This is a genomic window from Tannerella forsythia (assembly GCF_003860135.1).
Taxonomy (GTDB): Bacteria; Bacteroidota; Bacteroidia; order Bacteroidales; family Tannerellaceae; genus Tannerella; species Tannerella forsythia_A.
The window spans coordinates 17,012-38,702 of sequence record NZ_RQYN01000019.1 but is presented as its reverse complement, the minus strand read 5'-3'; the positions used below and the strand labels follow the sequence as shown (position 1 = coordinate 38,702).

Annotated in this window: 20 protein-coding genes; 7 read left to right on the top strand and 13 right to left on the bottom strand. The window is 47.9% G+C overall.

Annotated elements, in window-relative coordinates:
• Positions 1-172 precede the first annotated feature (172 nt).
• Both EII41_RS06495 and EII41_RS06490 read left to right on the top strand, forming a co-directional pair.
• On the top strand, positions 173-1,738 hold the full coding sequence (locus EII41_RS06495; protein WP_124789920.1) for a 4Fe-4S binding protein: 1,566 nt from the start codon (positions 173-175) through the stop codon (positions 1,736-1,738).
• Positions 1,739-1,762: 24 nt separating this feature from the next.
• Positions 1,763-3,145 carry an aldo/keto reductase gene (locus EII41_RS06490; RefSeq protein WP_124789919.1) on the top strand — a complete coding sequence of 461 codons (1,383 nt, stop codon included), beginning with the start codon at positions 1,763-1,765 and terminating at the stop codon, positions 3,143-3,145.
• Positions 3,146-3,275: 130 nt separating this feature from the next.
• On the opposite strand, the gene eno is transcribed toward EII41_RS06490, so the two are convergent.
• From eno to EII41_RS06470, 4 genes are all read right to left on the bottom strand, one after another.
• Entirely contained in the window at positions 3,276-4,556 is a 1,281-nt protein-coding gene (gene eno, locus EII41_RS06485; RefSeq protein ID WP_124750688.1) for a phosphopyruvate hydratase, read from the bottom strand.
• A 120-nt stretch (positions 4,557-4,676) separates the two neighbouring features.
• The gene (locus EII41_RS06480) at positions 4,677-5,045 is read right to left on the bottom strand and encodes a DUF2023 family protein (protein WP_124750687.1); all 369 of its coding nucleotides are present in this window, start codon (positions 5,043-5,045) and stop codon (positions 4,677-4,679) included.
• Between the two features lie 11 nt (positions 5,046-5,056).
• Entirely contained in the window at positions 5,057-5,551 is a 495-nt protein-coding gene (gene fldA, locus EII41_RS06475) for a flavodoxin FldA (protein ID WP_124750686.1), read from the bottom strand.
• A 405-nt stretch (positions 5,552-5,956) separates the two neighbouring features.
• Positions 5,957-7,855 carry a TonB-dependent receptor gene (locus EII41_RS06470; protein ID WP_185711854.1) on the bottom strand — a complete coding sequence of 633 codons (1,899 nt, stop codon included), beginning with the start codon at positions 7,853-7,855 and terminating at the stop codon, positions 5,957-5,959.
• Between the two features lie 205 nt (positions 7,856-8,060).
• On the opposite strand from EII41_RS06470, the gene EII41_RS06465 reads away from it, so the two are divergent.
• From EII41_RS06465 to EII41_RS06445, 5 genes are all read left to right on the top strand, one after another.
• Positions 8,061-9,056, top strand: a complete 996-nt coding sequence (locus tag EII41_RS06465) for a hypothetical protein (protein ID WP_124789917.1) — start codon at positions 8,061-8,063, stop codon at positions 9,054-9,056.
• Positions 9,034-9,714, top strand: a complete 681-nt coding sequence (locus tag EII41_RS06460) for an ATP-binding cassette domain-containing protein (RefSeq protein ID WP_124789916.1) — start codon at positions 9,034-9,036, stop codon at positions 9,712-9,714. The genes EII41_RS06465 and EII41_RS06460 overlap by 23 nt, the downstream gene beginning before the upstream one ends.
• A gap of 271 nt (positions 9,715-9,985) precedes the next feature.
• A complete protein-coding gene (locus EII41_RS06455) occupies positions 9,986-10,525 on the top strand; it encodes a dihydrofolate reductase family protein (RefSeq protein WP_124789915.1) in 540 nt (179 codons plus the stop codon).
• A 190-nt stretch (positions 10,526-10,715) separates the two neighbouring features.
• Entirely contained in the window at positions 10,716-11,474 is a 759-nt protein-coding gene (gene truA, locus EII41_RS06450) for a tRNA pseudouridine(38-40) synthase TruA (protein ID WP_124789914.1), read from the top strand.
• A 13-nt stretch (positions 11,475-11,487) separates the two neighbouring features.
• Positions 11,488-12,384, top strand: coding sequence for a DMT family transporter (locus EII41_RS06445; protein ID WP_124789913.1), 897 nt, complete (start codon positions 11,488-11,490; stop codon positions 12,382-12,384).
• Positions 12,385-12,396: 12 nt separating this feature from the next.
• Here the strand turns inward: EII41_RS06445 and EII41_RS06440 are convergent, their stop codons facing one another.
• From EII41_RS06440 to EII41_RS06400, 9 genes are all read right to left on the bottom strand, one after another.
• A complete protein-coding gene (locus tag EII41_RS06440) occupies positions 12,397-13,704 on the bottom strand; it encodes a cobyrinate a,c-diamide synthase (protein WP_124789912.1) in 1,308 nt (435 codons plus the stop codon).
• A gap of 80 nt (positions 13,705-13,784) precedes the next feature.
• Positions 13,785-15,938, bottom strand: coding sequence for a Kelch repeat-containing protein (locus EII41_RS06435; RefSeq protein ID WP_124789911.1), 2,154 nt, complete (start codon positions 15,936-15,938; stop codon positions 13,785-13,787).
• A 16-nt stretch (positions 15,939-15,954) separates the two neighbouring features.
• Complete coding sequence (locus tag EII41_RS06430) at positions 15,955-16,893, bottom strand: hypothetical protein (protein WP_124789910.1); 939 nt, start codon at positions 16,891-16,893, stop codon at positions 15,955-15,957.
• A 16-nt stretch (positions 16,894-16,909) separates the two neighbouring features.
• Complete coding sequence (locus tag EII41_RS06425) at positions 16,910-18,781, bottom strand: serine/threonine protein kinase (RefSeq protein ID WP_124789909.1); 1,872 nt, start codon at positions 18,779-18,781, stop codon at positions 16,910-16,912.
• Between the two features lie 73 nt (positions 18,782-18,854).
• A complete protein-coding gene (locus EII41_RS06420; RefSeq protein WP_124789908.1) occupies positions 18,855-19,628 on the bottom strand; it encodes a PP2C family protein-serine/threonine phosphatase in 774 nt (257 codons plus the stop codon).
• 17 nt (positions 19,629-19,645) lie between these two features.
• On the bottom strand, positions 19,646-20,152 hold the full coding sequence (locus tag EII41_RS06415; protein ID WP_124789907.1) for an FHA domain-containing protein: 507 nt from the start codon (positions 20,150-20,152) through the stop codon (positions 19,646-19,648).
• The gene (locus tag EII41_RS06410) at positions 20,149-20,370 is read right to left on the bottom strand and encodes a hypothetical protein (RefSeq protein ID WP_124750673.1); all 222 of its coding nucleotides are present in this window, start codon (positions 20,368-20,370) and stop codon (positions 20,149-20,151) included. Before EII41_RS06410 ends, EII41_RS06415 begins: the two co-directional genes overlap by 4 nt.
• A gap of 129 nt (positions 20,371-20,499) precedes the next feature.
• Positions 20,500-21,153 (bottom strand): FHA domain-containing protein, encoded by a 654-nt coding sequence (locus tag EII41_RS06405; RefSeq protein ID WP_124789906.1) that lies wholly within the window; start codon positions 21,151-21,153, stop codon positions 20,500-20,502.
• Positions 21,150-21,539 (bottom strand): LytTR family DNA-binding domain-containing protein, encoded by a 390-nt coding sequence (locus EII41_RS06400; protein ID WP_124750671.1) that lies wholly within the window; start codon positions 21,537-21,539, stop codon positions 21,150-21,152. The genes EII41_RS06405 and EII41_RS06400 overlap by 4 nt, the downstream gene beginning before the upstream one ends.
• Between the last annotated feature and the right edge of the window lie 152 nt (positions 21,540-21,691).

The window sequence follows — 21,691 nt, the reverse complement described above, 5'->3', positions numbered from 1 at the left end:
ATAAGAAAATAAAAACAGACATCGTTTCATTTACGCTACCGAAACTCCTCCGGAATCTCTTTCGTGATAAAACCATCTTTTTCGTTTTTATAGAAAAAGGAAACGATTCGATCGTTTATTCTTTATCTTTGTAACAGAAATTTATTTGTACGAACATTCAAATCATTAGGCTATGCTACGAAAAACCAGAGTCGCGCTTGCCGTCGTTTGTATCGTCTCGGCAACGTTACTCTTTCTTGATTTTACGGGAACAGCCCGTTATGCATTCGGTTGGCTGGCAAAAATTCAATTCTGGCCGGCTGTGCTCGCGTTGAACATCGGCGTGATTCTTGCGCTGCTTGTGTTGACACTCCTTTTCGGACGCGTCTATTGTTCGGTTATCTGCCCGCTTGGCATCTTTCAAGACGTGATTTCACGAATCTCCGGGCGATTCAACAAACGCCGGTTCCGTTATTCTCCGGTGCTCTCATGGTTGCGTTACACGGTGTTGGTTCTCTTTGTCGCAGCTTTTTCCGTCAGTTCGTTTGTTGTGGGTGCGGGTGTTGCGAGGGCCTTCGTATCGTTGCTCTCACCTTACAGCGCTTACGGACGTATCGTAAACGAATTGTTTGCTCCCGTTTACCGGGCGGGCAATAACCTGCTCGCCCATTTTGCCGAACGGATAGACAGTTATGCCTTCTATACCGTCGACGTAATAGGGTATAAAGGAGCTATGATGTTGGCGGTTCCGCTTGTGACGTTGGTTGTGCTGGCGATTCTCGCATGGCGTAACGGACGGACGTATTGCAATACGATTTGTCCCGTCGGTACGGTGCTGGGCTTCGTGTCGAACTATTCGCTGTTCAAGGTAAGGATCGATGCGGACCAATGTAACCAGTGCGGCCTGTGCGAACGTAATTGCAAAGCATCGTGTATCGATTCGAAAGCACATACGGTCGATTACAGTCGATGCGTATCGTGTATGAACTGTATGGACGGATGCCGTAAAAAAGCGATCGCTTTCGTTCCGAGACGTAAGAAGCAAGAGCTTGTACCGGCAGATCATTGGGTGGCCTGCATGGAAGCTTCTCCGGAGAAGTCGCTTTCGAGACCACGTTCGAGAGGAAGCGTACATTCACGCCGTCATTTTTTCATGGCTACGGCTTCTGTCGCACTCGCTTCGGCCGTGAAGGCGCAAGACAAGAAGGTCGACGGGGGACTTGCGGAGATTAAAGACAAGGTCCTTCCCGACCGTGTGACGAAGCTCACCCCTCCGGGAGCGATCAGCGCACGCCATTTTGCGCGTCAGTGTACCGCATGCCAGCTCTGTGTATCGGCCTGTCCGAACCATGTGCTTCGTCCTTCCGATCATTGGACGAGCCTCATGCAGCCCGAAATGGAATATGACCGCGGCTACTGTCGGCCGGAATGTACGAAATGTTCCGAGGTCTGTCCCACGGGCGCTATCCGTCCGATCACTCGTGAGATCAAGACTTCGATACAGATCGGGCATGCCGTGTGGGTGATGGAGGATTGTATCGTGAAGCGTGACGGGGTGAAGTGTGGGAATTGCGAGCGTCATTGTCCGAACGGAGCAATCACCATGATCGCTTCCGATCCGAACGACGAAGATTCACTCCGCTTCCCCTCCGTCGATACCGAGCGATGCATCGGTTGCGGCGCATGCGAATATGTTTGCCCCTCGCGCCCTTTCAGTGCGATTTATGTCGTCGGTCACGAAGTACATCGTTCCGTTTAATGTTCATTTCAAACAGTAATCAAAATGAAAAAGAATCAGCTCAATCGAAGAGATTTTATCAAGGTGCTTGGCGGAACGGCAGCCTCGACCGCGGCGCTTTACGGATGCACGAATCAAAAACAACCGCGTAGAACGGTCGGCGAAGTACCGACCGACCAGATGACGTACCGCACGAATCCCAACACCGGCGACAGAGTTTCGCTTCTCGGATACGGATGTATGCGTCTGCCGACCTTGAGTAACGAGAGCGCGCGGGAGTCGGAAAATGATATCGATCAAGAGATGGTTAATCGTCTGACGGACTATGCTATTGAACACGGCGTGAATTATTTCGATACGTCGCCCGCTTACTGTAAAGGGATGTCGGAGCAGGCGATGGGGATTGCTCTCAGCCGTCACCCGCGCGACAAATATTTCATCGCGACGAAGCTCTCGAACTTCTCGCCGGACACATGGAGCCGGGAAGCATCACTCGAAATTTATCACAATTCGTTCAAGTATTTACAAGTCGACTATATCGACTATTTGCTCCTGCACGCTATCGGGCTGGGAGGGATGGAGGCGCTCAAAGGTCGCTACCTCGATAACGGAATGCTCGATTTTCTGCTGGAAGAACGTGAAGCCGGACGCATCCGTAATCTGGGATTTTCGTATCACGGCGACATCGAAGTATTCGATTATTTGCTGTCGCGCCACGACGAATGCAAGTGGGACTTTGTGCAGATCCAGCTGAATTACGTCGATTGGAAACACGCGAAAGAAGTAAATCCGTCGAACACGAATGCCGAATACCTTTACGGCGAGCTGAAGAAACGCAACATCCCGTCCATTATCATGGAACCCCTTCTGGGTGGAAGGCTGGCCAGTCTCAACGGTCTCTCTACGGAACTGCTGCGCTCCATGGACCCCGAAGCGAGTACGGCATCCTGGGCATTTCGTTTCGCGGGCTCGGAACCGGATGTGTTGACCGTGCTCAGCGGCATGACGTATATGGAACATTTGCAGGAAAACATACGCACCTATTCGCCGCTCCGTCCGTTGAACGATAAGGAACGCGCGATGCTGGAAGAGGTGGCTCTGACTATGTTGAAATACCCGCTTATTCAGTGCAACGCCTGCCAGTACTGCATGCCGTGTCCTTACGGGCTGGATATTCCCGGAATCTTTACGTATTATAATAAATGCCTGAACGAAGGCAACTTCTCGGAAAACATACACGACGAGCATTATCGTAGAGCGAGGCATGCGTTTCTGGTCGGGTACGACCGCAGGGTGGAAAGGCAACGTCAGGCTGATCATTGTACGACTTGCGGCCAATGCAACCCGCACTGTCCGCAGCGTCTCGATATACCGGCAGAGATGCTGAAGGTCGACCGGTATGTGGAACAGCTAAGACGTAACGCGTAGTATCGTATCGGTCGAGGAGAGCGACAAGCACTCATTCTCCGCATGATGAATCGGGAAAGAAGTACACAAAAAAAGCGCCTTTTCACAAAGGCGCTCTTTCCATAAAGTATGATTTATTTGTAAAAGAAATTCATTTCACTCTTTTATATCCGTAAACGGCCAATGCGCCTAATTCTTCTTCGATGCGGAGCAACTGGTTGTATTTAGCCATACGGTCGCTGCGGCTCAGCGATCCGGTTTTGATTTGTCCACTGTTCGTGGCAACGGCGATGTCGGCGATCGTGGCATCTTCCGTTTCGCCCGAGCGATGGCTTGTAACCGTCGTGTATCCGTGGCGGTGCGCCATTTCGATCGTGTCGAGCGTTTCGCTCAGCGAGCCGATCTGGTTCACTTTGATCAGGATCGAGTTTCCGCAAGCGGTTTCGATACCCTTCGAGAGGAACTCGACGTTCGTCACGAAGAGGTCGTCACCTACCAGCTGACAGCGGTCGCCGATGCGCGCGGTAAGTTTCTTCCAGCCGTCCCAGTCGTTTTCGCTCATACCGTCTTCGATCGAGTCGATCGGGTATTTGTTGATCAATTCTTCGAGATAAGCGATCTGTTCGTCGGCCGTACGTTTTTTACCGTTTTCTCCTTCAAAGAGGCTGTAGTCGTATACACCGTTTTTATAGAATTCCGACGCGGCGCAGTCCATGGCGATCTTCACGTCTTTTCCGGGTTCGTATCCGGCAGCTTTGATGGCCTGAATAATGGAATCGAGAGCGTCTTCCGTTCCGTTGAGCGCGGGCGCGAATCCTCCTTCGTCACCTACGGCCGTGCTGAGTCCGCGGTCGTGCAATACTTTCTTGAGTGCGTGGAACACTTCGGCACCCATGCGCAGACCTTCGCGGAACGAGGGAGCGCCCACGGGGCGGATCATAAATTCCTGGAAGGCGATGGGGGCATCGCTGTGCGATCCGCCGTTGATGATGTTCATCATCGGTACGGGCATAACGTACGTGTTCGTGCCGCCGATATAGCGGTAGAGCGGCATGTCAAGATAGTTGGCTGCTGCTTTGGCTACGGCAAGCGATACACCGAGGATGGCGTTGGCGCCGAGTTTCGACTTCGTTTTTGTGCCGTCGAGCTCGAGCATTTTCCGGTCGATAGCACGCTGTTCGAGTGAAGACATCCCGATAAGCGCCGGAGCGATGATGTTGTTCACGTTATCGACGGCTTTGAGTGTTCCTTTGCCGCAATAGCGTTGTTTGTCGCCATCGCGTAATTCGAGGGCTTCGTGTTCGCCGGTCGATGCGCCGGAGGGCACACTGGCACGTCCGATGATACCCGACTCAAGTCTGATGTCTACTTCTACCGTAGGATTTCCGCGCGAATCCAAGATTTCGCGGGCTGTAATCTGTTCTATTCTCATGTTACTTTTACATTAATTGTTTTCAGCCGACAAATATAGGGCAAAAAATGCACTTCCGCAACCTTTGCCGGTCGGCATGTTCGGGGAGCGCTTGCGGTGGTATCCGCGTCCGGGCTCGTTTTATGCCCGTTCGGCCTCACAGGAATCTTTTTTCTTTGAGCAGAAGCGCTTGCATTGCTCGCAGATGTTGTAGCCCAGAAGCGCTCCGAGGATAAAATCTTCTTCGGGGGTAAGCCGGTTCAGGGGACGCCCGACAAACGTGCTGATCGTCTCCAGACATTCCGGCTGCCCGAAGTAAAGATTGATGTTGTTTCTCCCTGCGCGTTGAACGAGGTAAGGAATGTTTTGTCGTTCGAGTCGTTCGCGTGCGAGCGTCAGGTAGCGCTCGTTCATGGTGAAGAGCACGAGATTTCGCACGCCTTTCTTGTATTCGTAGATATGATTATGCAAGACTCTGATCTCGCCCGGCAACACTCCCGTCCGTTCCATCGCGGTATGTCTTATTTCAGAGAGGCAATCCAGCGGCTGATGCGGTCGTCCGTTTTGTTCGGCTCGTTCTCTTCGTCGATCGGCAGACCGATGAACTGTCCGTCTACCACGGCTTCGGAACTATCGAACGTATATTCGGACGGATCGACTTGTCCGACGAACGTCGCTCCCGACGATTTCAGTCCTTCGTAAATCACGCCCAGCGCACTGCAGAACGTATCGGAATAGGAAGACGAATCACCCGTACCGAAGAGGCCGATTTTCTTACCTGCCAGATCGGCTTGCTTGAGCGTTTCCAGTCCGTCATACCAATCGTCCTGCAAATCGCCGGCTCCCCAAGTGGAGCAACCCAGCAGCAGCATGTCGTATTGAGCTACGTCGGCTGCCGTGATTTTGGCTACTTCGTACACGTCTTCACTTGCAACGTTCATCTGTGAGGCTATGCGGCCTGCAATGTCTTCGGTCGTACCTGTCGTAGAACCGTAAATAATGGCTGTTTTTCCCATGTCTTTTTTTATCGTTTAAATTTCGAATGCAAAGTTAGAGTCGCCGATAGTACTCCGCAATCCCTAATTCTGTGGATTTTTTGTCGTTTTATCCCCAATAATCGGGATGCGTTTCGAGCATTGAGTTGTTGAAATGTTTAAGTGTTGAGTTGTTGGCTGACGAATAATTACGAATGACAAATTACGAATTACGAACACAAGTAAGTGAAAAGTGAAAAACGAAGAGTGAAAAATGGAGCAAAGTAGTAAAGGTAGTCAGAGTAGTAAAGAATAACGGTTAGCTATCAGCTTTCGGATTAACCATTCTGTAGATATAACAGTACTCTTACATATACGTAAGAGGGTATGCCCAAACGCAATGTACCGGCATACCCTTTTGCATTGATTTAATGTGTATTCCGTTCTTTACAAGTCGAGTATAACACCTGCCATCCACGTGACGCCGGGCATGGGGAAGCCGAGCATGGTTTCGTAGCTTCGTGAGAGGAGGTTGTCTCCTTTTACGAATACTTCCGCCCATTTCAGCGGACGGTAGGCGGCGCGTGCGTCGACGAGCGTATAATCGCTTGTTTGCGCCTTTTCGCCGGTCGAGAGGTAAAGTTTTTCGATCGTCTGTACTCCGGCGTTGAACGTGAATCGGCCGGGGGCGTATGTCAGGGCCGTGTACAGTTTGTTGCGTGGCGCTCCGGTGATGGGTTTGTCCATGTGCAGATAGCTGTAATTCCCGTTTAGGCGAAGATTGTGCAGAATATGCCAGTGAAACCCGAATTCGAGGCCTTTGTGGATGAACTCGCCGGCGTTTTGATTTTGCGGCCGTCCTTCTACACGGACGACTTGCACGATGTTGTCGCCCTTTGTCCAAAAGAGACTCATTTCCATCGACAGACGATTCTCCAAAAGCCGTTGCGATACCGTAAAATCATAGCTCAGACTACGTTCGGGCAGCAGCTTTTCATTGGCCGGTACGTACATGTACAACTCGCGGATGTTCGGTGACCGAAACCCTTTTGAAACGGAAAGTTTCAAATGCGTTTGCGGGGCGGCTCTGAATGAGACGCCTGCTTGCGGTACCCATTCGCTGCCGTAGAGTTTATGGTGTTCGAGGCGGAGTCCTGCATGCAGCATCAAACGACGGATTTGCTGCTGAACAAAGACATAACCCGCAAGTTCGTACAACTTTTTATGATCGGCATAGATTTCCGTTTGGGGGGTGCGGTAGGCGTTACCGCCGTAGAGTTTGACGTCAAAGCCTCCGGTCACCGTGTTACCCTCGAATGGATGGACGGCCTGATAGAGATTGACTCCCCCCATGTAATCGGTCGAGTGGAAGAGGTAAGGTTGTGGCGTTCCGCCTTCGAAATAGCCGTCGTTGATCGTATGATTCCCCCAGTTATAATAGAAATTGACGGCGCCCCGCGTCTTGGCATATTGGTTTTCGAGCGAGAGACCGGACATCCCGCGCACGATGTCGACCGTCCCGTCGAGCATGGGGCGGCTGATCGTTCCCGGATTATCGGCCTTGAAGCGGACGAGGTTCACGTTGGCCGTCAGTTGCCATTCGTCGTTTAAAGTGTAACCCGCTTTGGCAAAACCGCTCAACGACTCGTAGAAGGAATTCTTTCGGTGCCCGTCCGAGCGTTCGTAATTTCCGCCGATAACCCCTCCGAAGCGTCCTGTCCGGTAGCTGTTGTTAAGCATGTAGCGTTGTGTGCCGTACGATCCGCCCGACAGCCGTGCCCGCAGGTGATTCCCCTCACCGGTTGTTTGGCGCGTGATGATGTTGATGGCGCCACCCATCGCGTTCGACCCGTATAGTACCGATGCCGGACCGCGCGAGACTTCGACGCGTTCAGCGTCTGAGGCAATGTAAGCGTCGGCAATCGGGTGCCCGAAAATCGAAGCGTATTGCGGGTGACCGTCGATGAGTATCAGTACCCGTCCCGCGCTTCCGGCGAAACCGCGCAGACTGATGGCACCCGCCGAACCGGCCGACACGCCGTAGCCTGACATACCCCGCGATGTAACGAACAGCCCTGGCACTTGTTGCATAAGCGTCGGGAGAAGGGGCGTCTCGCCGCTTTGTTCGAGGCTCTGACGGCCTACGACGCTGACCGGAATAGGCATCATATCGCGCAAGATGGGAACCCTCGAACCGGTTACAATCACTTCGTCCAGATGGATCGTATCTCTTGTCAACGAGTTTTTTTGCGGTGTCTGAAGTGTTGCAGCCGTTCCGTTTTTGGCTGCGCAGACGGTCGAAATACCGGCTATAAAGCCGATAAATAGGTATGCTACCTGTTTCATATAGTCATTTTTTGAATGATGTCCCATGGGATGATTGTAAAATGTCTTTGTTTTTATTGTGAGACAAACATACGAAAAAAACAGTAGTTAGTGATTACGGAGAAGTGAAAAGAGAAAAGTGAAGAACGAAAAACGAACAAAACAGGGCTTATCGTAAAATAAAGACAGGGCGGATAACGTTCTTTTCATCAAAGAATATCCTGAAATGAACGGCCTCATCGTATATCTTCGTCTGACAGCACGCTCTCATTGGCGATTGTTCCATGCTTTCCCTCTTCTCCTCAGGGTATTAATTGTTGTAACGGCTGGTGTACTTTGTTATATGCTCGTAAAGGCTTCGATTAGGACAAGTGTTTTGCATGATGTATGGACGACGACTGCTTTTGTATTCGTTGGAGGATGGTTTTGCCGTATTCGTCCAGAAAAAGAGCTTCTATTGAAGAGTCTGCATATATCTCATCTGCTTGTCCGTCTTGTGAGATGTCTGGTTCTATCAATTCCGTTTTTCTTCTGGAGCGTCTTAACAGGCGTTTGGGTAGCGACACTCGGTACAGCCGTCGTGTTGGGATTGGCTTATTATCGGTCGGAATATGGAAAGAGAGGTGGGGCGGCTGTGGGACGGCGTGTATTCAGGTTACCTTTCTCGGCTGCTTATCAGTGGGTGTCCGGGTATAGAACGGAAATTGGGTGGATTATACTATTCGCATTAGTGCTTCACGCTGTCGCGTTGCTACATCATAACCCCGACATGGCTTCCGTAATGATGGGGGTAGCCGTTTGCCTGCCGTGCTTCTCGGCATATTACATGCGCCATGATCCGAAGGAGTATCTTTGCGTCTATCCGAATGCTTTGTTTCTGATGAAGCGAAAGACAAAGGAAGTTCTTCTTTATTCGCTGATTCCTTCTGTTTGGTGTCTTTCTGTTTCGTGTGTCGTATTTCCTTCTGACGCATTGTTGTTTGCTTCCTTGTTACTCGTTTTTCTGTATGTAAATATTGTTTTGATGTACGCGTTTTATGTCTGTTATCCGAATATATTGTTTTCGCTCATGCTGGTGTTGATGGGACTGCTTGTGCCAGCTTTCGTATACGCCGCATCTCCGGTAGCTGTTGTTGTGTGTTTATTGCTCCTTCCGTTGCTGTTTGGAGGAGCCGTGTGGAAAATGAAAGTCTTCTTGTATGATGTTCGATCTGAAAATTAACCGGCAGCGATACGGACGAAAAGTCGTGCTCCGAGAAATTTCGCAGTCTTATGCGTCGGAGTTGATTCACGGCTTTCTGGGAGAGAACGGAGCCGGGAAGACGACTTTGTTTCAATGTATGGCCGGACTGCTTCCGTTCGATGGGGAGCGCTTTTTTCCTTCCGATCTACGCGTGGGATATCTTCCGGCTGAATTGTATATGTATCCGATGATTACCGGCCGAGAATTTCTGCACTTTTACGTTACGGTCCGAGACTTGCCGTGGGAGGATGAACACCTTACTCGACTGAATACGTACTTCGCATTGCCCCTTGACGAATATGCCGATACGTATTCGACCGGTATGTTGAAGAAATTGTATCTCATGGGACTGTTTATGCAAAAAAATGATGTGCTGTTACTCGACGAGCCGTTTAACGGGTTAGATTTTCGCACATCGGCATTTGTCACGGCGTTGCTCGACGAATACCGGAAACTGGGGCATACCGTTTTTGTGGCTTCGCACGACATGGAACATTTGTTTTCTTACGTAGATACGATTTCGATCGTTCGTGACGGGAGTCTTACATTTTATGAAGATCGCTCAACGTTCGTACAGCTCAGGGCGGATATTGTAACCGAAGCCAGCAAGTTGGCACAGAACGTCTCACTGATGTGATTATATCCAATGAAAATCCACTGTGAAAAGAGTGAGGGGTGTTAAATCGTTTGATTCTATTTTGTTATGTGTAGTTCGAAATTGCCGTTTCATTATGGGGTTACAGCCATCTGTTTGTTCATAAGCACCAAGAAAAGTTTTTCAACAGTTGAGCTTCAACGATTATTAGGGCCTAAGCGTTACAAACTGCTTGGCCGACTACTTCCTAATAATTTTAATTTATTTATCTTTGCAACTACGTTAACAGCAAACAAAAACTAAACATACAAACATGGCGAAAATAGTGTACTATGTAGCAAGCTCCATTGATGGATTTATTTCTGGAATGAATGAAGATATGAGTGGATTTATCTACCAAAGCGAAGGGGTTGAGAAGTATTTAAAGGAACTTGAGTCTTTTAAGACGGTCATAATGGGACGAAATACGTATGAATTTGGTTATAAATTTGGAGCAAAAGCCGGAGAACCGTCTCCCATTTATATGCACATGAAGCATTATATATTCTCAAATACTCTGAAGTTTGAAAACCAGAGCGATATGGTGGAGATCAAAAAAATAGATCTGAAGGAAGTCCAACGAATAAAAGCAGCGTCGGAAACAGATATTTATCTTTGTGGAGGGGGAACACTGGCGGGATGGCTCCTCGAAAATGAAGAAATAGATGTCTTAAAGATAAAGCTCAATCCCATAATCTTGGGTGGAGGAGTCAAAATATTTGAGAACATAACCAAAAAATATCAACTTGAATTGGTGGAAAGTCTTCTATTCGATAAAGGATTGCAAACAATCTCATACAACATAACATATTGAACAAATAGCAAAAGGAATAGGGTTATAAAGTTTATTACATTCCATTACGAACAACTTAATAGAACTTTTCCCGATATGGATCGTATTGATTGCGATTGATATCGTATACCCATTATTATACTCACTTTTATGATGGCGGACGGAAAGGGTTTTCGTACCTTTGCCGCCCGTTACGGAAGACAGAAAACGTATGAATCGGTATTTTATCTGGTTGGCATATAAGGGAACGAATTATTGCGGTTGGCAGCGTCAGCCGAACGGGTTGAGCGTGCAGCAGTGTGTGGAGGACGTCTTGAAGACGGTGCTTCGCCATCCTGTGCCGCTGACGGGTGCCGGACGTACCGATGCCGGTGTGCATGCGCGTCGTATGGCGGCGCATTTCGATGTGTCGACAGCCTTGGACGATACGGAACGACTCGCGGGTAAGCTGAACCGCATGCTCCCCAAAGATATCGCGATAGAGCGGATTGTTCCGGTACGTGCCGATGCGCATGCGCGGTTCGACGCCCTATTGCGCCGGTATCAGTATATCGTCTCCGAAAAAAAAGATCCGTTCGATTACGAAGCCGTTTGTCGCATGTCGTTGCGCGGTATGGACTTCGAGGCGATGAACGAGGCGGCCAAAACTTTGTACGACTATACGGATTTTACGAGCTTCAGCAAGTTGCATACCGACGTGAAGACGAATAACTGTCGGATCGACGAAGCCAGATGGGAGAAAGACGGAGAGCGATGGGTGTTTACGATTCAGGCCGATCGTTTCTTGCGGAATATGGTGCGCGCCATTGTTGGTACGATGTTCGAGGTAGGGCGAGGTAAGCGCAGTGTCGATGATTTTCGCCGGTTGATTGAAGCGAAAGACCGTTGCCGGGCCGGTACGTCCGCACCACCCGAAGGACTCGCCCTGATTGACATCGATTATCCGGACGATCTTTTTATTCACGCATGACCGTTGAGTAACGATGTGGGTAGCTTTGGCATTTCTTTCGGCATTCCTGTTGGGATGTTACGATGTAAGCAAGAAAATGGCCGTCAGTCGGAACGCCGTGATCCCTGTGCTGTTTCTGAATACGATGATTTCCAGCCTGCTTTTTTTGCCTTTCGTACTTGTCTCTTACGGGTCGGACATGCTCGACGGAACGATGTTTTACGTGCCTCGTGTTTCGTGGCAAACGCATGGCCTCGTGTTCTTGAAATCGGTCATTGTCCTTACTTCGTGGATGGCCGGATATTTCTCGGTCAAGCATCTGCCGCTGACCATCATCGGCCCTGTGAAGGCCACACAGCCCGTCCTGACGCTGCTCGGTGCATTGATCATTTTCGGTGAAAGACTGAATCTCTACCAATGGATCGGGATGCTGCTGGCCATTCTGTCTTTCTATATGTTGTCGTCGTCGGGGCGCAAGGAAGGCATACGGTTTACGCATAACAAATGGATTCTTTACGCGGTGCTCTCGGTCGTTGCCGGTTCGATGAGCGGCTTGTACGACAAATACCTGATGCGGTCGCTCGATGTGATGACGGTTCAGGTCTGGTTCAATGTGTATCAGTTCGCCCTGATGACTCCTATTTTGCTGTTTCTCTGGTATCCGTCCCGCAAACGTACCACACCGTTCGAATGGCGATGGGGGATTCTGCTGATTTCCGTCTTTCTGGCGATGGCCGACTGGATCTATTTCTACGCGCTAAGTTTTCCCGACTCGATGATCTCGATCGTTTCGATGATTCGGAGAAGCAGCGTACTTGTCACTTTCGCCGCCGGCGCCCTGTTGCTTCACGAGAAGAATCTTAAAAGTAAGACCGTCGATCTGTTGCTGATACTGCTCGGTATGTTCTTTCTCTATCTCGGGACGCGTTAAAAGATCGCCGGGTTATGCTTCCCACAAATTCATTATATCGTTTTCACCCCAATATAAATGGGTGTAACCGGCGATCACGTTCTTGTAACGATAAACGGGTGTGTCGACCATTTCGTCTCTGACATTATATTGTTGAGCGACCGAAAGGGGAGGCGTATCTCCTCCGACGATCGATGAATAATGAAACTCGTGTCCTTTCCATTCCGTTCCGTTCAGCGCGAAGCGACGATAGCCGAGATGCAGACGCATGCTGCTCAAGGTCGCCTCCTGCGGAAGTACACCTGCTAACGGGTAGCTTACCCCATCCATCCCCGTCACCGAGCGGCACAGGTACATCATGCCGCCGCATTCGGCCAATAGCTTCCCTCCGTTTTCAACGTACGAACGGATGCCTTCGAGCATCGACCGGTTGGCGCTCAGTTCGTTCAGGTAGAACTCGGGGTATCCGCCGGAAAGATAAACGAGATCGGCCGGTGGCAGTCTTGGATCTTTGATCGGACTGAAATACGTGACTTCGCCCATTTGTTCAAGGCGTGCGATGTTCTCTTTATAAGTAAACGTGAACGCCTCGTCGCGTGCTACGGCGATAGACCATCCTCTGTTGGGCAGTCGTGCCGGTGGAGTGATGGAAACTCCGGGCAGTACCGCTTGTTGGCAGGCTTCCAGCAAGCGATCGATATCAATATTCGCCGTGATGGCATCCGCCGTTTTTTCGATCAGTTGTTCGAACTGAAAGGAGGCATCTATCGTAAGTCCCAAATGACGGGACGGTATTTCGAGGTCGTTGATCTTCGGCAGGCAGCCGAAACATTCGACTCCTACGTCCGCGCAGGCTTCTTTCAGATACGAGGCATGCGTAGTGGAGGCCGTACGGTTAAATACGACCCCGGCGATACGTATGTCCGGGTTGAAATGCTTGAATCCGTAGATGACAGGAGCTACGGAGTAGGCTACGGAGCGGGCATTGATAATCAGTACGACGGGAATATCGAGCAACCGGGCGATCTCGGCGCTGCTTCCGCGCATTTTCGCGTATCCGTCGAACAGTCCCATGACCCCTTCGGTCACGCAGACTTCGGCGGTCGCAGCATAACGGTCATAAAGATATTGCACATGCGCGGGCGACGACAGCCAACTGTCGAGATTCACGGACTCACAGCCCGCCGCCAACTTATGATAATGCGGATCAATGTAATCGGGGCCGCATTTAAACGGCTGAACGCTCATCCCCCGTCGTTTTATCGAGCGAAGCAATCCGGCGGTAAACGTTGTTTTGCCGCATCCCGAACTGGTTGCACCAATCAGTAGTTGTGACTTCATCGTTCAAATTATCGAATGAAAAGTGTGCGAACTTATATAAAAAAACAGTTTAAACCGCATGCTAAGCCTTGCTTCTGCCTTTAATTATCCCATGTCGGATCATAAGAAATCATGGTCGTAGACGTCGGAGAAAGACCGATGTAGATCAGGTCGTTCATGACAAACATACAATGAATGCCTCTTGCTTGGGGAGGTAGTTGCGATTTCTTTGTCCAGAGCATCGTAGACGGATTATATTCGATGATATAGTATGCTTCATCAATCATATAGATTCGATTATTATGTGCCACACCGGCCAAAACACCCTCGGTCGAGATCGTACAAGTTGTTTCTCGTGTCCATAAAGCGGCATTCGTTGTTTTCCACAATCCTTTATTGAAGACACCGCTTCCGTTTTTACCGAGTCCGACATAAGCTGTATTCCCTATCGTTACGGCGATGCCTCCGTATTGTTGGACGGGGAAATCGGGCTGCCGTTTCCACGTATTGGCCGAGACCTCGTACATCCATACCTCGTTTTTGACTGTGTCTTTGCGACCGCCTACGTAACAGATGCTGTCGTTCAAAGCAAAGCCGACCGAGAGATAAGAGGAATCCGGTCTTATGGTCGTCGATCTGTCATACCAGGTATTACTCCACGAGTTATATTGATAAAAATCGTTTCTTGCTTTACGATCGGCAGCCATTCCCCCGAAAATAAAGGCCGATCTGTCGTGCACGACAGCCGTCTGCCATTTGACCGGGCCTTCCGGATGTGACAGCATCGCTCTCCATTCGTCCGTAGTGGCATTATAGTAATGAAGTTCAGCCGTATATTGAGGGCCAATATCTCCACCGAGAATATATCCCCAATCTCGGATGGAGAAGTAAGCCGGAGAATTCTGAATACGAGGAGCACCTTGAAACGTTTTTAAATTTCCCTTGAATACTTTGGACATCGTTCTGACTTTGATCTCTCCGTATGAGGTTCCTTCATTATTCGTTGCATAAGCTCGGAAATAATACGTTACTCCTCCTTTCAGGCCGGTAATTTGACTGCTGAAAATGCCTTCGGCATTCGGCTCAATCTCTAATACTTCGGCATTCGTCAGGGTAGGATTCGCGACGGTCGCAGACCAGCAGATTCCACACGCTTTCACGGCACTTTGTCCCGCTTCTTCGATCTTTCCGCCAACTGTAACCGCTCCTTTCTCGATGTTTTTTAACTCTGCCGTAGTGACAGTGGGGATATTACTCTTCGTAATGAACGAATCTTGTTCACTGTATGAAATACCGAAATCTTTATTCCGGGCAAAAGCTCGCACGTAATATTTTTGTCGCGAGATCAGATTTTCGCATTCTACCTTGAAAGTGCCGGCCCCCACACCGCATTTGTCATCGTACGACGCATTTTCAAGGGTCGGATTTTTCTTCGTGCTCCAGCAGAAACCGCGCTGAATAACGGGAGCATCCCCTTCCTTCATCACGGTAGCAGAGAAGGCAGCTGTCGTATAGCCTCTTTTTATAATGGTGACAGGTGAAACCGTCGGTAAACCGTCTCCTGTCAGGAATGTTCGAAGAGGTCCGGACATGACATAATAGCCAAATCGGTTTTTTACAAATGCCTGAACGTAATATTTCGTAGATGTTCTCAGACCGCTGATCCGGCAGATGAACGAATCGGTATCCATCGTACTTAGCACCGAATCTTTCGGAAGCATCAATGACGATGTCGAATAATACACTCCACGAGCAAGAACAGCCCCTTCGCCGTGCAGTTCTATTTTTCCTCCGGATAGTGCCGTTCTAGCACGCACACTGTCTATGATCACAAACGTACGAACCGATCCTAATCCCGTATTAGTCGAGACCTTACTTTCTTCCCCATAGGCGATCCCTTTCAGGTTTTTGGCATAAGGCCGGATATAATATGTTGTATTGCTGGATAAATTTTCGATCGTGCCGTTAAATTCACCCAGTCCTTTCCCGAAAGCTTGAGCACTGTCGGGGCGAACGGTAGGATTGTTTTTTTTCGACCAGCATAATCCGCGCTCTTCCACCGCCGCGCCGTTGGCTTTCTCGACCGAGGCGGTCAATGTGATGGAGGAAGCTGTGCGTTCTATTTTTACAGTTGTTCCCAATTGGGGTATTTTTGCGTTTTGTATCCCCGGTTCTACCTTCGGATCGTCGATACATCCGTAAATAAATCCGCAAGAAAGAACGATCAGAAAGATGTAGTATTTAGCTTGTCTCATTGTTTGTTCATTTTTTTTAGAAAACCATGCCGACTCCCGCATTCGGATAGAAGTACTTGAAGTTAAAAGCACTGCATCCGCCCGAAACATAGAAGCGCTTGTTTTTTAAGAAATAGGTGGCATCCAAATCTATTTTAAGACCTTTTTTCGAGGCGTCGCGATCTTTTGCCCATCCGGTAGACTGCCTGATGCCTTCATCGTTTACGATTTCGTATTCACGCAATACGTTTCGTTGCCAATACCCTGCTCCCAAAGACGTGTATAAATTCTCTACGGTCTTTAGCATAATACCGGCCGATCCCATCATCACATTTGCTTTCGTTCGTCCTGTCGGACCGTAATATTGCTGCATGTTCTCGATCACGAATCGATTTCCATCGACACGACATTCTTCGTTGTGTGCTTGAAAAGAAAGGTTGGAATGCAGTTTTACATACCAGCCGATCAGATTATTTATTCCACCGACCCGAATACCGTATGGAGCCAACAAAGAAAAATCATATCCGGCAAAGAAACGCATAGGTTCTTTGGGTTTCTTCGGAAGGGTAGGGGGAAGCGCGTTTGAACGGCGTATATCTTCGAGCTGTTTGCGCCAATAGCCGGCAGTCGTCCGGTTTTCAGTGGTCCCGATTCCTTGGGTGTAATAGAGGATTAACTTCTGAATGGCCGATGTGTCTCGTTCCGTTGCATATTCATTCAAGCAGTTCAAGCATTTGCTCATCACCGTACGCATCGAGACATGCATCGTCTCATCTTTCAGCCATATTTCGGTCAGTTGATGGATACTGTACTGGTCACAATATGAAACGCCTTCTTCGTACCACATTTTCGCGTCCCGATAATCGTTGCGTTTCATCGCTTCGTCTCCTCTACGGTTATATTCGGCCTGTCGCTGTGCTCCGGCGTAGGAGGGAAGCAATAAACATCCGAATATAATCCACATCCATATTTTCATCTATCTTCTTTATTATTTAGTAGGTCGTAAGTCCTCTCCCGACTAATACTCCGTTTGAGTTATAAATATCGTACAGATGGTCTTCGCGCTCAAAAGCCCGTCCGCTCTCAGACCGTCCCACGCTCAAGTAAACACATTGGATACGTTCGATTCCTTTGGCGTCAATTGCCCCATAACGTCCGTTTTGTTTCTTCCGGACGATCGTGTAGTTGCCAAAAGTCATTCCCGATTCATACAATGCAATCCGAGCCGCAATATTTTTTTCTTCTATTTTCTCCTCACAAGCTAACGATAAACGAACAACGTCTTCGGTAACCTTTATTTCTTTGGCTTTTGTAAAGTCTGCTTTTGCCTCAATGTATTGACCTTGATCCATTTTTGTTTTTCCGGACGCCAACAATGCCGCATAATTTGCGTTCATTCGTTCGGTCTCTTCTTCCGCCTTTTTGGCTTTCGACGCTTCTTCAGAGGCTTTCTTATCCGATTCTTTGCTTGTCGTCGTTTTCTCCGATTTCTCTTCTTTCTTTGCCGGAGCGGTTTCGTTTCCTTCTTTTTTCTCCGTTCGCTCCTCTTTATGGATTTCATTCGTCACTTCGGAAGGAGATGGTTCGGTTAAGGGAGTCTCCGTCTGAGGTTGGAGATCGACCGGAATGATCGGTTCGCCTTGTTGTATCGAGGCGTCAGCGACTAACTTGTTGTTGATAAATGTTGTGCTTTTATCGCTCCAACTGAACAGGTATGACACAGCCCAACCTACACCTGCGAACGCAAAGATTAACAAGGGCAATAAAATCCGTCGTTTACTTTTTGTACGCCGTTGTTTGGATTGCTTCGTTTGCAGAGGTATAAATAGAGTTTCCTCATTGTCAACTGATCCAGACTTGCGAGAAGTTGTGATCAACTGTGTGCTTTCATTCTCATCGACAGATTGTTTCGCTTCGTGCTCCTTTTTTTTCGGAAAGCTTATGTTTTCTTTGCTTTCGATCGATGGTGGGATATCCAAAGCATCCATCATTTCTTTTATCGACTGATAGCGATCTTTCGGATTGACCTGCATCGCTTTCAGCACGACAGCTTCCGTTTTCGGAGAGATTCGTTTATTCAGTTCTGACGGGTGAACCAAAGGCTTTGTGGCTCTTAAAATCGATTCGACCGGGATTACGCCGGTCAGTAGATTATACATGGTTGCCCCCAACGAATAAACATCGGGACAAGGAGAGAAATTTACCGTACCCTCATCGTCGTACTGTTCAATCGATGCAAATCCTTTTGATAGTGTAAGCGTCGTTGTGCATGCCTCCTGTTCTTCGAGATCGTAGCGCTTACTGACACCAAAATCGATCAATCGGGCATTATCATTCTTGTCGATTAAAATATTGTTGGGCTTGATATCGAGATGCAGAATGTTTTTCTGATGTACAAACTCCAGCGCCTTCCCGATCTGTGCGACGTACCTGAGCACTTTCGATTCCGGCAATACCGTCTGCTCGCTCAACATGGATTTCAATGAACAACCCGATATATGTTCCATCGCGATGTAGGCTGTGTTGTTCTCTTCGAACACTTCCAACACATTGACGATATACGGATGATGTACTTCGGAAAGAATTTTGGCTTCTTCGATTTGTCGCTCTTTGAACTTATCAAAAAGGATTTTGCCGGTTCCGGAGTGCACTTTGACTTCGAATGTTGTCTCATCTCTAAAGCAATAGTCTTTAAAGAAGTATTCTTTAATGCAAATGGGCACGGTCGTTTCTACTGCTCCGAGTTCACCTTTGACCTCAGTGTTCCACTCGCCCAAATAGGTGATTCCGAATCCTCCCTGGCCGATGACTCTCGTTAGACAATACTTGCCATTTTGCAAACAATATCCGTCCGGCAAATTCATAATTACTTACAGTAATCAGATTTCGCAACAAAGATACATTTTTTTAACGAAAGAATAAAAAAGGTAGAGTAAATTAGTTGTAACTCGATGAATTTTGCACTTTTAAGACAGGCAAAAGATAGAAAGAGTAATTATCGTGGGCTTTTTCATAGCACGTTTCCACAAGGGTATCTTTTATTTTTTCAGACATGTAAGGTCTGGTGAAAAGGGAGGATAGTACCTTGTCCGACAAGCAGTCGGTTACTCCGTCCGTACACATGAGAAAGCAATCGTTGGGTTGAATATCCGTCAGGAAGGCAATGTCTGCTTCGGTCGGATTGGCTGAGCCTGTGATTGCCCGAGTGATGATGTTCTTTTGAGGATGATGCAAGGCTTCTTCTTGATTGATTTTCCCTGTCTTTACCCAAAAATTAACCAGCGAATGGTCTTCCGTCCGAAAGATCGGCTTTCCGTCTCGGAACTGATAAATCCGACTGTCACCGATATGTGCGGCCGTAACCCCCTTGTTTCCAAAGTAGAGCATCGTGAGTGTAGTGGCCATTCCTTCTGCTTCGGGATGCGTCGAGATGTATTCGTCAAAACGTACTTCGGTATATCGGACAGCTTTGCGAATCAGATCGTCGGTGGCATCTTCTTCCATAAAAGTGGAAAAGAAAATCTGAAAAGATTCACATGCCAGCGAACTGGCGATCTCGCCTTTTTCCGCACCGCCAACACCATCGCATACGACAAAGAGTCTCTGTGAGCGCTCTATCGTTTGAGAGGAGGAGGGAAAGATCGCATCTTCGTTGTTCGGTCTTTTTCCTCTTTCACAGATAGCGTATGGCATTCCGAGTGTTATATTCATGGCACTAAAACAATAAGTTACTCCTTAAAGCGAACGTGAGTGTGTCCGATTTTGATTTCGTCGTTATTTTTCAGCACTACCACTTCGCCTTTATCTAAAGATCTGCCGTTATATTGCGTATGATTCTTGCTCTGGTAATCCGAGAGCATGTGGATGTAGTTTCCCCGATTGTCTTTCTTTATTTCTATCCGCATGTGATTGCGGCTCATTTCTTTATCGCCGGTTTCGATACGGATCGTCGCTTCCGACACAGACGCTTTGCGTCCTACGATAAAGATTCCTTCACGCAAAGGAAATGTTTGCTCCGGAGTATCCGGATTGGCGACCACAATTAACCGGCCGCATCCTTTTCGGATCGGCCGGATTAAAACAGTTTCGGAATCGGTCGGCTGTTCGTTTTTTAAATAAGAAACCGGAACATCATGCCGGCATTTCGGGCATTTAAATGAAGCTATTCCTTCGGGAATTTTTGTTTCATCAACTTTTAAACCGACTTTACAATGCGGGCATTTTACCGGAATCATAAAATGATTGAAACGTCTGCGTCATCCATGCCCGAAGTAATGTCGATAATGTCTTCTTCAGAAGCGATTTCCACATCGTCGGAAAGCGTGATGAAATCCGTGTCGTCCAACACTTCATCCACCATTACGAAATCACTCGCGGGTGTTTCATTGACGTCGATCAACAAGACTTCATCGGCGTCGTTGTCTATCGTTACGAATGTATGTTCATTGTTCATCTCTTTACTGTTTTTTTGGTTATTCTGTCACAAAGATACATATTAAAATCTTATGTGATTTAATTCTTAACCATTAACGTACGAAGCAAGGAGATTATTGTACAAAACCATTGTTTGGTATATATCATTCTATTTTTTCACCCATTTGGCACGACATGAGCCGACAGAGCATCTCTTTTTGTTGGCCAAAGATTCCCAAGGGATTTCGCCGAGAAATGTTCCGCATTTGGGACAGACGTAATCGATTTTGAATTGATTGGAGAGGCGTTGTATCAAAGCCGGGATTTTAGCGGACTGTCTGGCTCCAAGGTAAATACCTAAAGTGGGTGCACATATCGCCAGTGTCAAACTGCCGATAAAGATGCCTTGGTGATGCTTCCCAAGGACTCCGATAATGAGTCCCGCCACCCCGACAAAAGCAAATGGCAGCGATTGGAAGATACGTGTCTTGAACTGGTTCGTAGACTGAATCCGTATTTTTTCTTTGATATATCTTTCATAGACCGGCTTTAAAGCGGCGAATTCTTCACTGTAATCGTTATCTGATTTCAAAACGGCCATTATATCCAGAACATAATGATCTCCGAGCATAATAACATCAGAGGGCACCACTTTTTTCTTGATTACACGGTCCCCATTGACATACGTGCCATTTGCGGAATCTGTATCTTCAATAAAAAGATGGCCGTTTTCATCGCGTATCAACCGTGCATGATACCGGCTGACGTGTACATCATCTACTACAAAGTCATTGTCGTTTGCTTTACCGATCCGGATGATCATTGTGAATCTTTGTTTTTTGTTGTAATTAGTGCATCTTGCTCCAAGCTCTCCTTCAGGGCTTTTAGCGGCTCTCTGGGTACAACCAGTTCGCGAGGTTTCGAGCCCGGAACGAGCAATAGTAATTTTTGTTTCGGTAAATTAATTTGCAAAATGTAATTTTTGTTGATGATGTAGCTTTTGCCTACCCGAATGAGTTGTGATCTGGACTCTGAAGCTTGTGTGTCCAGCATACCTTCGATTTTTCCGATATTGATAGCAAATGTAAACTGAACGCCCTCCGTCAATAGCAGTTTCGTGTAATTCCGATCTGCTTCGAGATAGAGTATGTTGCTGATGCGTATGCGCAATAATTCATCTCTCGTTTTTATTATCAAATACCGATCCATCCTTTTTATTTAGCAGGTATAGTCATTATTGAGGAGCAAAAGTAGACTTTTTTTAATATCTATCCAAAGAAAATATAAAAAAAGAGCATGTCAGCAATCGATGTTTGTCTGACACACTCCTTTTCTTTTTTCAGAAGATGGCCTAAGCGCGT